The sequence below is a fragment of the Actinomyces sp. oral taxon 175 str. F0384 genome (assembly GCF_000223355.1).
In the GTDB taxonomy this organism is placed as follows: domain Bacteria; phylum Actinomycetota; class Actinomycetes; order Actinomycetales; family Actinomycetaceae; genus Actinomyces; species Actinomyces oris.
This window is the reverse complement of the sequence record NZ_AFUR01000006.1, coordinates 569,463-582,898: the sequence shown is the minus strand read 5'-3', so window position 1 is coordinate 582,898 and position 13,436 is coordinate 569,463. Positions and strand designations below refer to the sequence as shown.

At 71.9% G+C, this 13,436-nt stretch carries 13 protein-coding genes and 1 pseudogene; 5 read left to right on the top strand and 9 right to left on the bottom strand.

The window, feature by feature from the left end:
• Nucleotides 1–63 precede the first annotated feature (63 nt).
• The 4 genes from HMPREF9058_RS11020 to dapD form a co-directional block, all read right to left on the bottom strand.
• A complete protein-coding gene (locus tag HMPREF9058_RS11020; RefSeq protein WP_009747936.1) occupies nucleotides 64–819 on the bottom strand; it encodes a succinate dehydrogenase/fumarate reductase iron-sulfur subunit in 756 nt (251 codons plus the stop codon).
• Complete coding sequence (locus HMPREF9058_RS11015; RefSeq protein WP_043538199.1) at nucleotides 816–2,777, bottom strand: fumarate reductase/succinate dehydrogenase flavoprotein subunit; 1,962 nt, start codon at nucleotides 2,775–2,777, stop codon at nucleotides 816–818. The genes HMPREF9058_RS11020 and HMPREF9058_RS11015 overlap by 4 nt, the downstream gene beginning before the upstream one ends.
• On the bottom strand, nucleotides 2,774–3,553 hold the full coding sequence (locus HMPREF9058_RS11010) for a succinate dehydrogenase cytochrome b subunit (protein ID WP_009406980.1): 780 nt from the start codon (nucleotides 3,551–3,553) through the stop codon (nucleotides 2,774–2,776). The genes HMPREF9058_RS11015 and HMPREF9058_RS11010 overlap by 4 nt, the downstream gene beginning before the upstream one ends.
• A 177-nt stretch (nucleotides 3,554–3,730) precedes the next feature.
• Nucleotides 3,731–4,714, bottom strand: coding sequence for a 2,3,4,5-tetrahydropyridine-2,6-dicarboxylate N-succinyltransferase (gene dapD / locus HMPREF9058_RS11005; RefSeq protein ID WP_009407161.1), 984 nt, complete (start codon nucleotides 4,712–4,714; stop codon nucleotides 3,731–3,733).
• Nucleotides 4,715–4,774: 60 nt separating this feature from the next.
• On the opposite strand from dapD, the gene HMPREF9058_RS11000 reads away from it, so the two are divergent.
• On the top strand, nucleotides 4,775–5,497 hold the full coding sequence (locus HMPREF9058_RS11000) for a histidine phosphatase family protein (protein ID WP_009407188.1): 723 nt from the start codon (nucleotides 4,775–4,777) through the stop codon (nucleotides 5,495–5,497).
• Complete coding sequence (locus tag HMPREF9058_RS10995) at nucleotides 5,494–6,264, top strand: hypothetical protein (RefSeq protein WP_009407263.1); 771 nt, start codon at nucleotides 5,494–5,496, stop codon at nucleotides 6,262–6,264. Before HMPREF9058_RS11000 ends, HMPREF9058_RS10995 begins: the two co-directional genes overlap by 4 nt.
• A 46-nt stretch (nucleotides 6,265–6,310) precedes the next feature.
• Here HMPREF9058_RS10995 and HMPREF9058_RS10990 read toward each other — a convergent pair whose 3' ends face one another.
• On the bottom strand, nucleotides 6,311–6,754 hold the full coding sequence (locus HMPREF9058_RS10990) for a PLD nuclease N-terminal domain-containing protein (RefSeq protein ID WP_009407058.1): 444 nt from the start codon (nucleotides 6,752–6,754) through the stop codon (nucleotides 6,311–6,313).
• A gap of 109 nt (nucleotides 6,755–6,863) precedes the next feature.
• Here HMPREF9058_RS10990 and HMPREF9058_RS10985 point away from each other — a divergent pair, with 109 nt between their 5' ends.
• Entirely contained in the window at nucleotides 6,864–8,228 is a 1,365-nt protein-coding gene (locus HMPREF9058_RS10985; protein WP_009407226.1) for an AMP-binding protein, read from the top strand.
• On the opposite strand, the gene HMPREF9058_RS10980 is transcribed toward HMPREF9058_RS10985, so the two are convergent.
• Together HMPREF9058_RS10980 and HMPREF9058_RS10975 are read right to left on the bottom strand one after the other, a co-directional pair.
• Nucleotides 8,212–9,144: a PfkB family carbohydrate kinase gene (locus HMPREF9058_RS10980; protein ID WP_009407166.1), complete on the bottom strand. Its 933-nt coding sequence runs from the start codon at nucleotides 9,142–9,144 to the stop codon at nucleotides 8,212–8,214. The genes HMPREF9058_RS10985 and HMPREF9058_RS10980 overlap by 17 nt on opposite strands.
• Nucleotides 9,141–10,199, bottom strand: coding sequence for an ADP-ribosylglycohydrolase family protein (locus HMPREF9058_RS10975; RefSeq protein WP_043538197.1), 1,059 nt, complete (start codon nucleotides 10,197–10,199; stop codon nucleotides 9,141–9,143). The genes HMPREF9058_RS10980 and HMPREF9058_RS10975 overlap by 4 nt, the downstream gene beginning before the upstream one ends.
• Before the next feature lie 177 nt (nucleotides 10,200–10,376).
• Here HMPREF9058_RS10975 and HMPREF9058_RS10970 point away from each other — a divergent pair, with 177 nt between their 5' ends.
• Together HMPREF9058_RS10970 and HMPREF9058_RS10965 are read left to right on the top strand one after the other, a co-directional pair.
• The gene (locus tag HMPREF9058_RS10970) at nucleotides 10,377–11,357 is read left to right on the top strand and encodes a 1,4-dihydroxy-2-naphthoate polyprenyltransferase (RefSeq protein WP_009747742.1); all 981 of its coding nucleotides are present in this window, start codon (nucleotides 10,377–10,379) and stop codon (nucleotides 11,355–11,357) included.
• Between the two features lie 45 nt (nucleotides 11,358–11,402).
• The gene (locus tag HMPREF9058_RS10965) at nucleotides 11,403–12,158 is read left to right on the top strand and encodes a hypothetical protein (protein WP_009747788.1); all 756 of its coding nucleotides are present in this window, start codon (nucleotides 11,403–11,405) and stop codon (nucleotides 12,156–12,158) included.
• 47 nt (nucleotides 12,159–12,205) lie between these two features.
• Here the strand turns inward: HMPREF9058_RS10965 and HMPREF9058_RS10960 are convergent, their stop codons facing one another.
• Entirely contained in the window at nucleotides 12,206–12,967 is a 762-nt protein-coding gene (locus HMPREF9058_RS10960; protein ID WP_009747849.1) for an SDR family oxidoreductase, read from the bottom strand.
• Between the two features lie 105 nt (nucleotides 12,968–13,072).
• Nucleotides 13,073–13,243 (bottom strand): annotated as a pseudogene (locus HMPREF9058_RS13500) (DUF1440 domain-containing protein); the annotation flags it as partial.
• Between the last annotated feature and the right edge of the window lie 193 nt (nucleotides 13,244–13,436).

Genomic DNA, 13,436 nt, shown 5'->3' with positions numbered 1-13,436 from the left:
AGGGTGTGAACGTACGACCTAAGTTACGAACTCGCGGATGCGTCCCTACTTGTGCAACGGGCCCTAGTCGTCGCGGGTCGCCCCGCGCAGACCGGCGCGCAGCACCTCCCGGTTGAGCAGCGCGATCGCCTCGATCGGGATACCCGCCGGGCACGCCGGCAGGCACTCGCCGAACTCAGAGCACGGCCCGAAGAGCGCATCGAGCTCCCGCGTCATCGCCCGAGCCCGGCGCCCCCGTTCGATACGCCCCTGCGGCATGAGCGACAGGTGCGCCAGCTTCGCCCCCGCGAAGAGCGCCGCCGCCCCATTCGGGCAGGCCGCCACACAGGCCCCGCAGCCGATGCAGGCGGCGAAGTCCAGTGCCCGCTCCGCCTGCAGGTGCCCCTGGGCGACGTCGTCGGCATCCGGCGCGGTCCCCGCGGCCACGTCCACGGTTCCGCCCGCCCGGATGAGCTCGTCGAGCGCCGTGCGGTCCACCACCAGGTCCCGGATGACCGGGAAGGCCGCCGACCTCCACGGCTCCAGTCGGAAGCGCGTGACCCCGGGGAAGGCCCGCAGGTGCTGACGGCAGGCCGGGGTCGTGTCCAGCGGCCCGTGCGGCGCCCCGTTGACGAGGAAGCCGCAGGCCCCGCACACCCCCTCCCGGCAGTCCGACTCGAAGACCACCGGCTCGCCGCCGGCCTCGATGATCTGGTCATTGAGGCGGTCGAGCAGCTCGAGCAGACTCATCTGGGGCTCGGCGTCCTCCACCACGTGGCTCTCGAAGAAGCCCCGCGCCCGCGGCCCGTCCTGCCGCCAGATCTCCAGCTCGATCCTCATCGGTAGTCCCTCACCTGCATGGGCACCAGCGAGAAGCTCAGCGGCTCCGTGCGGCGCGTGTGCCCGCCGTCGTCCCCGGTCTGCCAGGCCGACACCGAGCACCACGTCTCGTCATTGCGCTGGGCCTCGCCGCTCTGGGTCGCGTACTCCTCGCGGAAGTGGGCGCCGGCGGACTCGCGCCGGTCCAGGGCGTCGAGGACCATGACCTCCGCCAGCTCCAGGAAGTCGGCGACCCGCAGTGCCTTCTCCAGCTCCTGGTTGAGGCGCGCCTGGCCACCGACCACGGTGACGTCGGCCCAGAACTCCTCGCGCAGGGCGCGCACCTCCTCCAAGGCGTGCAGCAGCCCCGCCTCGGAGCGGCTGACCCCGCAGCCGGCGTAGAGGATCTCACCCAGACGGCGGTGGAACCACACGGGGCGGTGGGTTCCGCCCACCGCCATGAGCGCCTCAATGCGCTTGCGGGTATCGGCCACGGCCTGGAGCGCCTCCGGTGCGTCGGGGCTCAGGGGCCTACTGCCCACCAGCCCGGCCAGGTAGTTCGGCACGGCCAGTGGCAGCACGAACCAGCCGTCCACGCTGGCGCTCAGCAGCGAGTTCGCCCCCAGGCGGTTGGCGCCGTGGTAGTTGTTCGAGGCCTCCCCGCCCACGAACAGTCCCGGGATGGTGGACATCTGGTCGAAGTCCACCCACAGCCCTCCCATCGTGAAGTGGGCTCCCGGGGCGATGCGCATGGGCACCTCGTAGGGGTCCTCCCCGGTGGCATCGAGGTACATCTCGAACAGGTTCCCGTAGCGCGAGGCGATGGTCTCCTTGCCCAGCCGCTCCAGCGCGTCGCGGAAGTCGAGGTAGACCGAGTTGCGCAGCGGCCCGACGCCGCGGCCGGACTCGATCTGCTCGCGGGCGTTGCGCGAGGCGACGTCGCGCGGGGTGAGGTTGCCGAAGGCCGGGTACTTGCGCTCCAGGTAGTAGTCGCGCTCGTCCTCGGGGATCTCGTTCGGGGTCCGCTCGTCCCCGGGTCGCACGGGCACCCAGATGCGCCCGTCGTTGCGCAGGGACTCGCTCATGAGCGTCGTCTTGGACTGCCAGTGGGAGCTCACCGGCAGCGCCGTGGGATGGAACTGCACCATGCAGGCCGAGGCGAAGGCCGCCCCGCGCCGGTGGGCGCGCCAGGTGGCAGTGGCGTTAGAGGCCATGGCCAGGGTCGAGTAGTGGTAGACGCTGCCGTAGCCGCCGGTGGCCAGCACGACGGCGTGCGCGGTGTGGGCCTGTACCTCGCCGGAGAGCAGGTCCCGGGTGACGATGCCCTGAGCACGGGAGTCGGCCACGATGAGATCGAGCATCTCGGTGCGGGTGTGCATGCGGACGCTCCCGGCGGCGACCTGCTCCTGGAGGGCCTGGGCGCAGGCGATCTCCAGCTGCTGGCCGGTCTGTCCGCGCGTGTAGTAGGTGCGTGAGACCTGCACCCCGCCGAAGGAGCGGGTGGCGAGCTGGCCGCCGTACTCGCGGGCGAAGGGCGCCCCGATCGCCTCCATGTGGTCGATGATCCGGCCGGACTCCAGCCCCAGGCGCACGACGTCGGCCTCCCGTCCCCGGTAGTCCCCGCCCTTGACGGTGTCCTTGACGAAGCGCGCCAGGGAGTCGCCGTCGACCTTGCGGGCCCGGGCGGCGTTGATCCCGCCCTGCGCGGCCACCGAGTGGGCGCGCCGCGGGGCGTCGTGCAGGCTGAAGCACTCCACCCGGTACCCCAGGCGCCCCAGGGTCGCGGCCGCCCCGGCGCCGGCCAGTCCGGTGCCCACCACGATGACGGTCAGCTTGCGGCGGTTGGCGGGATTGACCAGGCGGTACTCGTCGCGCCGGCGCGCCCAGGCCTGCTCGGGCGGACAGTCCGGCAGGCGCGCATCCAGGTCCTCGCCGACGTCGTACAGGCCGCCGACGGCACCCGGCACACTCGCGCTCATCCGATCACCCCCGTGCAGATGAGCACCGGCAGCAGGCCGTTGACGACGGCGACGGCCAGGGCCACGCCCAGGGCGAGGGCGCGGCAGGCCTTGCGCAGCCTGGGGCCTGTGCCGCCCAGGTCGATGACCACGTTCCACAGGCCCTGCGCCAGATGGAGGGAGAGTGCCAGCATGACCAGGCTGTAGAAGAGCGCCATGCCGGGGCGCGACAGGCTCGCCACGAGGTTGTGGTAGGCGCTGACCTGCAGCTCGCCGTTCGACGTCGTCGGCGCCTGAAAGCCCTCAGGGGCGATGAGGCGGCCGATGGTCAGGTCGAGGACGTGGATGAGGACGAAGACCCCGATGAGGACGCCGGTCGCCAGCATGGAGCGGGCGCCGATGGTGCGGGCGGGCAGGGCCCGGCGCCGGAAGGCCCCGCGCGCGCTCCTCGCCCGGCGCCACAGCGCGATTCCCGCCGCGACGTGCGCCGCGACGCAGGCCCCCAGGGCCAGACGCATCGCCCACAGGAGCCCCTCGTGCGGCAGGAGCGGGTAGGCGACCTGCCGCAGCCAGGCGGCGTAGCCGTTGAAGGCGTGCGGGCCCGCGAGAACCTTGAGGTTGCCGACCATGTGGACCACGACGAACAGGGCCATGATCGTGCCGGTGATCGCCATCGTCGCCTTGAGGACGCGCTGTGAGGCCCACACGGGGGTGCGGCGCCTGCGCCGGGGAGGAAGCGCGTCGCCAACAGGCTGAGCAGCCTCGGGGACATGGGCGGCCGTGGATGTCGCAGCCATCTGCCCTCCCCTCCATTGCGTAGAACAACCCATCACTATGATAACGAACACTGTGATCCTGGTGTGGGGAATGCACCGTGTCCTTAGGGGCGTCCGACGCGACCGGCCGCCTTCCGCGGTTGAGGCGGAAGACGGCCGGTACGAGAAGCGCGGCGGCGGGGGAGTAGGAGGAGAGCCCTACTGGCCGGCGTGCTGCGTCGAGCCCAGCTCGATGCTCTTGCCCCCGCGGGCCAGGGCCTCGACGGCACCGGACTGGGAGTTGCGGCGGAACAGGACGTTGGAGGCGCCGGCCAGCTCTCGGGCCGGAACCACGCGTGGCTCCTTGAACAGGCCGAGGTTGCCGGGCACCACGCCGCCCTGCGGCATGAGGGAGACCTTCGTGCCGGCCGTCAGGTACAGACCGGCTTCGACGACGCAGTCGTCACCCAGCGGGATCCCGAGCCCCGAGTTCGCCCCCAGCAGGCAGTGCTCGCCCAGGGCCACGCGCTGGCGCCCGCCGCCCGAGAGCATGCCCATCGTGGAGGCGCCGCCGCCGACGTCGGAGCCGTCACCGATGACAACCCCCTGGGAGATGCGGCCCTCGACCATGGAGCGCCCCAATGTCCCGGCGTTGTAGTTGACGAAGCCGGAGTGCATGACCGTGGTGCCCTCGGACAGGTAGGCGCCCAGGCGCACGTTCGCGCCGTTGCCGATGCGCACCCCCGAGGGCAGCACGTAGTCGGTCATGCGGGGGAACTTGTCCACCGAGTGCACCTGGACGGGGCGCCCCACGGCGGCGCGCAGGCGCATGCGGGTGGTCTCGAAGTCCTCGGCGCGGCAGGGGCCGGCGGAGGTCCACACCACGTTGGGCAGGCGGGAGAAGATCCCGTCCAGGTTGACGGTGTTGGGCCGGACCAGGCGGTGGGACAGCGTGTGCAGGCGCAGGTAGGCGCCGGCCACGGTCTGGGGGGCGTCGTCGAGGTCGGCCCAGGTGCGCACCACGGTGGTGTGGACGCCGCGGGCCTCATCGCGCCGCTCCATGGCGCTCAGGGAGGCCAGGAGGTCGGCGTGCCCGTCCTCGGGCTCGTCGCCGAGAACCGGTCGGGGGTACCACACGTCGAGGGTGTTGCCGTCGTCGGTCACGGTCGCCAGGCCGAGACCCCATGCACTGCGAGTCGTCATGGGAACACCCTACGGTCCCCGGTGGCTGACCGTCGCCGGTGGGCGTGCGAGAATCACCGCATGGCGCGCACGACGATCCACCTCATGCGGCACGGCGAGGTGCACAACCCAGGCGGCATCCTCTACGGCCGTCTGCCCGGGTACCACCTGTCCACCCTGGGGCACCAGATGGCCCAGCAGGTCGCCGACGTCCTGTCCGCCTCCGGGCACGACATCACCCGGGTCATCACCTCACCCCTGGAGCGGGCCCGGGAGACCGGCGCCCCCACCGCCGCGGCCTTCGGCCTGGCGCCGACGACGGATCCCCGACTCATCGAGGCCGGCAACTCCTTCGAGGGCGTGGCCGTCAACCGCAACCGCTGGATCCTGGCCCACCCCACCTACTGGTCCAGCTACGTCAACCCGCTGCGCCCCTCCTGGGGCGAGCCCTACCGGGAGATCGTCGAGCGCATGCGCGGCGCCGTCGTCTCCGCGCTCGACCTCGCCGAGGGCCACGAGGCGCTCCTCGTCTCCCACCAGCTTCCCGTCTGGTCGCTGCGCCTCTTCCTGGAGGGCCGCCCCCTGGCCCACGACCCGCGCCGCCGCCAGTGCGCCCTGGCCTCCCTGACCTCCCTGACCTTCGAGGACCGCACCCTGGTGGGGCTGGCCTACTGGGAGCCGGCCGGTGACCTGCTGCGCCAGGCCCGCGACATGGTGCCCGGAACCTCCTCCGCCCAGACCGCGGGCAGTGTCAGCCCCACCAGCCCTGTCAGCCCCGCCGGGCACGCTGAGGCGGCCCGGTGACCCAGCAGCCGCCCTTGCGCCCGCTCGGCGGCGAGGTCGTGCGCACCGGCCCGACCGGTGAGGTCAGCCGCCCCGGCCGCGCCCGCCCCGCCCCGCGCCGCCCCTGGACCGGACAGGACTTCGTGTGGTGGCACACCGCCGCCGTCCTGACCGCCACCCGCCAGGGCCGCCGCCCCAACCCGGTCTCACCGACCATCGACCCCGTGCGCCCTGCCCTGGGATCCGGGGAGGTCATGCTGGCCACCTGCGACGCCGAGCTGCTCATGTGGCGGCGCGGGGACGCCACCTACAACCCCTCCCGGGGCTTCTTCCTGGCGGGCGGCCCCGTCGGCCTGGCCCTGACGGCCGCCTTCTTCGGCGGACAGGCCTACCTCAACCACCGGCGACGACGCGCCGCCGAGGCCGACGCCGTCGAGAAGTGGCGCCACCTGGCCGGCGCCCGCCTGACCGTGTCCACCCACGGCATCTACCTGGGCACGGGGGAGGGCGTCATGCCCATCTCCTACGTCGACATCCAGGAGGTCCAGCTCACCGCCACCGGTGAGATCGTCATCGCCGCCGCCAACGCCTCCGGATCGGTGCGCCTGAAGATCCGGGCCCAGTGGGCCGAGCTCGTCCTCATCCTGTGGTCGGTGCGCTACATGCCCGAGCACCCCCAGCTCGTCGGGCGCACCTGGATCCCCGGTGACTGGCTCATCCACGCCGCCGCCCACGGCTACGACGTCGACACCACCCCCTGGCCCCAGGCCCGCCCCGCCCTGCCCTGAGAACAGGGCACCGAGGCCGGGCCGGCGCGCACCCGGTGAGTGCTGGTCAGTGTGAGTCGGTCCCGGAGCGGTCGGTCCCGCCCGTCTCGCCGGCCTCAGGATCCTCGTCAGCTCCGTCATTGCTGGCGTCGGGAGCGCCGGTGGGCTCTTGCGGGTGGTGCTTGCGACGGCGGATGTCCTGCTCCAGGTCCCTGAGGAACTCCGGGTCGTCGTCGGGCGCCATGGGCCGGGGGCGCTGCGGGCGACGGAAGGTCGTGCCCTCCTTGGAGGACCACACGGTGGGCTCGACGTAGCCGCCGCGCTCCTCAGCGGCCTTGACCCGCGAGAAGATGATCCAGGCGATCGGGCCGATGGTCGGGAACAGCACGACCAGGGTGATCCACAGGTACTTCGGCATCCGCGCCGGCATGCTCTCATCCGGCGTGCGTGCGCAGTCCAACAGGGCGTACAGCGTCAGAGCGAACACCAGGACGATGAGGACGATACGCATGGGCCAACCCTAACCGAGCCGGAGAGCCCCGTAGACCCCTCACCTGCCCGAACCCTCACGGTGCCCCCGCCTCATCCCCAGCCGGCCCGGGCCGTGGCACCATCATGGGGTGCCAGCCCCGCCCGCCCTCCGCCTCCTGACCGGCGGAACCGCCCCCGACGACGTCGCCGCCCTGCGCACCGCCCTCGCCGAGCGCCTGGCCCTGCGTGGCCTGCTCACCACCCGCGATGGACTCCCGGCCCCCGCCGCCGAGGACGGGGAGCACCGGACGGGCTTACCACTCCCGCTGCTCGTCCCCATTGCCCCCGGGGAGGACGAGGGGCAGGTCCGCGCCGACCTGGCCCGCCGCATCACCCGCGTCCCGGCACGCACAGACCTCATCCTGCGCACGTCGGGCTCCACCACCGGCACCGGCCGACTCATCGCCATGAGCGCCGCCGCCCTCATGGCCTCCGCCCGCGCCACCCATGCGCGCCTCGGCGGCCCGGGAACCTGGCTCCTGCCCCTGCCGGCCCACCACGTCGCCGGCCTGCAGATCCTCATCCGTTCCCTGGAGGCCGGAACCGAGCCCGTCGTGGTCGACACGAGCTCAGGATTCAGCCCGACGGCGCTCGCGGAGGCCCTGAGCTCGGCGCGTCGGTCCACCGGGGCGGCCGCCTCCAGGCTCTACGTCTCCCTGGTCCCCACCCAGCTGGTGCGCGTCCTGCAGGACCCGCAGGCCCGCCGGGCCCTGGCAGGAGCTGACGCCGTCCTCCTGGGCGGCGCCGCCGCAGACCCTGCGCTGCTGACCCGGGCCCGCGGGGCGGGCGTCACCGTGGTCACCACCTACGGCATGAGCGAGACCGGCGGGGGCTGCGTCTACAACGGCCGACCCCTGGAGGGGGTCGAGATCGCCATCCAGGCCCCCGACGCCGAGGGCGCCGGCCGCATCCTCATCTCCGGTCCCGTCCTGGCCGAGGACTACCTCCACACCCCCGGCCACAGCCCCGCAGGCAGTCCCAACGCCGGCGAGGGTTTCCACCGCAGTGGCGCCAGGCGGGTCCTGGCCACCTCCGACCGCGGCCGGCTGCACCCCGACGGGCGCCTGGAGGTCCTGGGCCGCCTGGACGACGTCATCATCACCGGGGGCGTCAAGGTCGAGCCCCGCCACGTGGAGGAGGCCCTCACCTGTATCGACGGCGTGGCCGAGGCCTGCGTCCTCGGCCTGCCCGACGAGCAGTGGGGAAGCACCGTGGTCGCCGCCGTCGTGCTTGAGACGGGGAGGAGGCCGGGCAGCCCGAAGAGGTGGGACGGTGCCGCCCTGCGCGAGGCCGCCCGCGCCCGGCTGGACGGCGCCCACGCCCCCAAACGGGTCCTCGTCCTGGAGGCCCTGCCGTTGCGTCCCAGTGGGAAGGTCGACCGGCGCGAGGTCGCCCGGCTCCTCGCCGCGACCACGACGGATGTGACCTCGGAGCCCCTTACGCCAGGGTCCTGATCTCCGCCTCAGTTGGGCAGGTGGCCGGGCCGAAGTGCGTCACGGTCAAGGCTCCGGCCACATTCGCCCAGCGCAGCGCCGTCGCCAGGTCGATGCCCCGGGCCAGGGCCGCGGCCAGGACACCGGAGTGCGCGTCACCGGCCCCGTTGGTGTCCACCGGTGTCACCGGGATGCTTGGGGTATGGCGCGCCGCGCCGCCGTCGGAGAACCAGGAGCCCTGCTCCCCGACCCGCACCAGCACGGTGCCGAGCCGACCCGATAGTGCCTCGCAGACGCCGGCGTGGTCACCGGCCTCCACCCGCAGCTCCAGACGATCGGCGAGCAGCCCGGCCTCACGCTCATTGAGCGACCAGACGGGCCTCAGCGCACCGAGGTGCTCCAGCGAGCTCATGGGGACCGAACCAATCATGGGGGAGACGTCGAACAGTGCCGTGCACCCCGCTCGGGCCTTGGTCAGTCTCCTGGCCAACCGCTCCAGCGCCACCCTGGAGGCCTCATCGGCCAGGGAGTAGCCGGAGAGGTAGACGACGTCGTCGTCGCTCACTTCCAGGTGGTCGAAGGCATCCGCCGGGCCACGAGTCTCGGCCCCGCAGGTGGAGATGAAGGTGCGCTCGGCCCTCGCATCGGTCATGGCCACGCAGTAGCCCTGGTCGCCGGGGGCGACCGGGCCGACATGATCCACCCCGATCTCCTCCAGGGCCCGCCGGGCCGCCTCGGCGAAGGGCCCCTCGCCCAGCGGCCCCGCGTACAGGGTCTCGACCCCCATCCGGCGGGCGGCGGCCAGCACGTTGAAGCCGCCGCCGACGGCCATGGAGGACTCGTCGGCGAACACGTCACCGCCGGGCTCGGGAATCGCCTCGATGCGCAAGGTCAGGTCAATGACGACCTGACCGGTGTGAATAACCCGTCCCATCATGGCCGCCTCTGCTCCAAAGCGTCTTGCTGACAGCGCCCGCCGCCGCGAAGCGCCAGCAGCGCATCACAGACCGGCTCGAGCCTCAGGCCGGAGCGCTCCAGCACCCGATCGACCAGCTCGACGGGGAGAAGGTGGGGCGCGCTCGCCCCCAGGACCGCACCGGCCATCGCGGCAATGGTGTCAGTATCTCCCCCGAGCCCAGCGGCGAAGCACAGCCCGTCCAGGGGCCGCTGCGCGAACTCCCGCACGATCACCAGCGCGCAGGGTACCGACTCGGCCGACTCCACCGAGGTTCCGACGTAGGTGCGCAGATGCTCGGCCAGGGCCTCCCCGTGCAGGTTGCGACTCGTCTCCAGGGCGAGGCGGGTGCGGGCGGCAACGGAGGCCTTCTCCGTCCAGTGGCCCGCCTCGGGGCGGGCGGCCACGAAGTCCAGCGCCGCCTCCAACGCCCCCGCCGCGTCGACGCCGTCGATGGCCGCGCTGACCGCTGCGGCGAGGAGACCTGCGGCCTCGAAGCCCTGCCGGGTGTCGTGGGTGACCAGGCAGGAGGCCTGAACGGCCCGGGCCAGTGCGTCGCCGTCGGCACTCAGGGAGAAGGCGATGCCCACCGGGGCCACCCGCATCGCGGCGCCGTTGGTGGTGCCCTGTCTGCCGGTGCAGTGCGGGTCCGCCCCGGCGCGCACCCGCTCCAGAGCGAGTTTGGTGGAGGGCCCCAGCAGGTCCAGGGACCCACGGGCGCGCATATCGTCCTCCCAGCGCAGGAGGGCATCAGCGAGCTGGTGGGGGTCGATGCGGCCGCCACCGTCGATGAGGAGACCGGCCAGGATGAGAGCCTGCTCGGTGTCATCCGTGACGGTGCCAGCAGGTGCTGAGGGGGCGATGGGCTGCTCGGCGACGGCGTCTCGCAGCCCGGTGATCTCGCCGTAGCACCGGCGGATCTGTGCCGGGCTCATCGACTGGGTGGGCATCCCCAGTGCGTCGCCGAGGGCCAGCCCGGTCAGCGCTCCCAGGGCGCGTTCGCGTGCCGGGGGCTCAGCCGTCGCGGGCTCAGGCATGGGTGAAGGAGTGCGAGGGCGGGGATCGGGGTGTCTCACGGAGGTCCTTCTGGCGATCGCGGTGCCGGCTGCCTCACCGGCCGAGGTGTGGCTCAGGCGCCGCACCGGTGAGGGCCACGGCGCTGGTAGGGTCACTGCCGCCTACCCTAGAGGACTGCGAGAGGATCGGAGGAAGCCGTGAGCGGCGAGAACGGCGAGCACCCGCAGAACAGCGGCCCCCGCGCCACCAGCTGGGGGGAGGTGGTGCGACTGCGCACCCTGCCGGCCGCCGTCGCCCCCGTCATCCTGGGTGCCGGGGCAGCCGCCGCGATGGGGGAGCTCTCAGTGCTGCGGAGCCTGCTGGCCGCGGGCGTGGCCCTGGCGCTGCAGATCGGCTGCAACCTGGCCAATGACTACTCCGACGGCGTGCGCGGCACCGACGACGATCGCACCGGGCCGCCGCGCCTGACCGCCTCCGGGCAGGTCGCCCCCCGCACCGTCAAGCTCGCCGCCCTCGGCTGCTTCGGGATTGGAGCCCTCCTGGGCCTGGCACTCGTGGTCCTCAGCGGCCAGTGGTGGCTGCTCGCCGTCGGGGCCGCGGCGATCGCGGCCGCCTGGTTCTACACCGGAGGCTCCCACCCCTACGGCTACGCCGGCCTGGGGGAGGTCTTCGTCTTCGTCTTCTTCGGCCTGGTGGCCACGGTGGGCACCACCTACGTCCAGGCCGGCACGGTGCCGGGGTGGCTGTGGCCCTCGGCCTGCGGGATCGGCCTGCTCGCCTGCTCCCTGCTCATGGTCAACAACCTGCGCGACATCGACACTGATCCCGCCCACGGCAAGATGACCCTGGCGGTCCGCCTGGGGGAGGAGGGCGCCCGGCGCGCCTTCTCCCTCATGCTTCACGTGCCTCTGCTGCTGGGGCCGGTCGCCCTGGTGTGGGCGCGCGAGACCGGATCGGCCAGCCCCGTCGACGGCGGCGGGCACATCAGTCCGCTGCTGACCCTGGTCATCGCGCTGGCGGCGCCGCTCCTGCTCCTGCCACTGGTGCGCCGGGCCACCGCGCCGGTCCGCTCCGGCGCCCGGGGATGCGCTCTTATTGCCTCCCTGCGTGACGCCGGCCTGCTGGAGCTGGCCTACGGCGTCGTCTTCGCCGCCGCCACCGTCATCATCACCCTGTGAGCCCGGGTTCTGGAGAGCGTTCATCTCATGCGGGGAGATCTCAGGGTGTCAACGAAGTACATCGACTGGGCGCTGGTTCCGTCCCGCTGGATCGAGCGGAGATTCCTCATCTTCACCGCACTGCGCAACCCGGGGTACATCCTGCTGCATCTCGTTGCGGGCCCGCCTCTGGCGGCTGTCGTGGGAATCACCATCGGAGTGCCTCTGGGGCTGATGGGGGTGCCCGACGGGAACGGGATCTGGGCCTTTGTGTTGGGGGCCCTGCTCGTGGCCTCTCTCATGGGGATCCGGCTGCTGAGCTTCACCGTGTTCAACGCCTCGGGCGTGCACATCTTCCGGTTCATCGGATGCTGGTGGTGGCGCAAGGACATCCCCTGGGTGGCCTTTCGCGAGACGGCGCGTGTGGACCTTCAGGAGGCGCCCTATGACATCCACGGCTTCACACCTCCCGATACTCACAATCTGGCGTTGCATCTGACGACCATGGAGCAGTGGGCCAGGTTCGTTGGGGCCGGGGCGGTACAGGGGGATCGCCCTGATCCGCTGGCGGGTCTCCCGCCGAGGGACCGCATGGCGCTGGTCAAGGCATTCGACAAGCAGGGCACGTTCTGGCGGTTGGACAGAACTTCGACGATCATCCCCGGATTCGTGCGCCTGTCTCGACCTGACGACCGGCGTCAGGAGGCTCAGGAGCGCATCGCCCGCGACTGGCGAGCCCTCATCGAGTGGGCGGAGCAGAAGCAGTACCTGCCCAGGCGCCTCTACCCCTTCGAGTCCTTCCCGGGATTTCTTCCCTGGTAGCCCGGACCTCACGCCTCCGGGTGCCGGCGGTCGGAGCCGGAGCCCTCCTAGCGACGGAACACCCGGTCCACTGCTGCCAGGAGCGCCCGCTGAGGAAGGACACGGGTGAGGAATCGTGCCACGACGGCGTTCCCCAGCCCGTCAACAACGCTGGGCCCGCTCCCTCTCAGGGCTCGCATCGTCGTATCGAGGACCTGGCGCGTGGAACGGAGCCTGCCGACGACCGTGCCCTCGTCGGCGACCTGGAAGAACGGGGTGTCCGTGGAGCCGGGGCACACGGCCAGGACACGAATGCCGTCCCTCCTCGTCTCCCGCCAGAGCGCCTCGGTGAAGGAGAGCACGAAGGCCTTGGTGGCCCCGTAGACGGCCATATGGGGCATCGGTTGGAAGGCTGCGGCGGAGGAGATGTTGATGATCGTGCCGCTCCCGCGCTTGCGCATGGCCGGCAGGTATCTGGCCGTCAGGCCCACCACCGCAAGACAGTTGAGGCGCACCTCCTGCTCCAGGCGCTCGGGGGCGTCGTCGGCGACGTCCTTCCCAGTGCCGAAGCCGGCGTTGTTGACCAGGACGTCAACGTGCAGACCTCTGCGGTCGGTCTCGTTCCACAGCCTTTGGGTGGCGTCCGGCTCGGACAGGTCCAGGGAGATGGTGGTGACCTCCACGCCGTGCTCCTCGCGGAGTTCTTCAGCCAAGGTGTCAAGCTTGTCCTGCCGGCGGGCCACCAGGACAAGCTCGTGCTTCTTGGCTGCGTAGCGGCGGGAGAACTCCTCACCGATTCCCGACGACGCTCCGGTGATGAGCGTGACCATGGGGGCTCCTCCTCGTGATCGGGCGGGCGACAGCCACACAGCGTGGGCTGCACCGCTGTATGCGGTGCAGCCCACGCTACGAGAGACGAGCCAGACCCTGAGGGCTCAGTGGGCCGGTTCGGCGTCGAGCGGAACCCACGGGTCGGGCTGGTGGGTGATGCGGTTGCGCACATCCCGGCGCACGAGCTCGATCGACCACAACCAGATGACGTGCCCCAACGCCTCGGAGAAGTGCTCCGCCCAGGTCTGCCCACCGGCGACCCACGGGAAGGGCGAGAGACCGGGCCGGTGGACGGCTTGCAGATCGAACGGTGTCTTAGTCGTCCGTTGTCCACCGGCCCGGCCTCCCGGAAGCCTGGCACGGGAGGCGGCCGGGCCGCAACGTCGTCAGGATCCCCTCGTTCGCCCCCGTTGCGCCATGGTACGGCCGACGTCGAACCGTGGAGAAAAGCCGGCGAGGGCCTCGCCG

Coding starts and splice junctions, on each gene's coding strand:
- HMPREF9058_RS11020 (WP_009747936.1), bottom strand. CDS start 819: ATGAGGATCGAGCTGGAGATCTGGCGGCAGGACGGGCCGCGGGCGCGG.
- HMPREF9058_RS11015 (WP_043538199.1), bottom strand. CDS start 2,777: ATGAGCGCGAGTGTGCCGGGTGCCGTCGGCGGCCTGTACGACGTCGGC.
- HMPREF9058_RS11010 (WP_009406980.1), bottom strand. CDS start 3,553: ATGGCTGCGACATCCACGGCCGCCCATGTCCCCGAGGCTGCTCAGCCT.
- dapD (WP_009407161.1), bottom strand. CDS start 4,714: ATGACGACTCGCAGTGCATGGGGTCTCGGCCTGGCGACCGTGACCGAC.
- HMPREF9058_RS11000 (WP_009407188.1), top strand. CDS start 4,775: ATGGCGCGCACGACGATCCACCTCATGCGGCACGGCGAGGTGCACAAC.
- HMPREF9058_RS10990 (WP_009407058.1), bottom strand. CDS start 6,754: ATGCGTATCGTCCTCATCGTCCTGGTGTTCGCTCTGACGCTGTACGCC.
- HMPREF9058_RS10980 (WP_009407166.1), bottom strand. CDS start 9,144: ATGATGGGACGGGTTATTCACACCGGTCAGGTCGTCATTGACCTGACC.
- HMPREF9058_RS10975 (WP_043538197.1), bottom strand. CDS start 10,199: ATGCCTGAGCCCGCGACGGCTGAGCCCCCGGCACGCGAACGCGCCCTG.
- HMPREF9058_RS10960 (WP_009747849.1), bottom strand. CDS start 12,967: ATGGTCACGCTCATCACCGGAGCGTCGTCGGGAATCGGTGAGGAGTTC.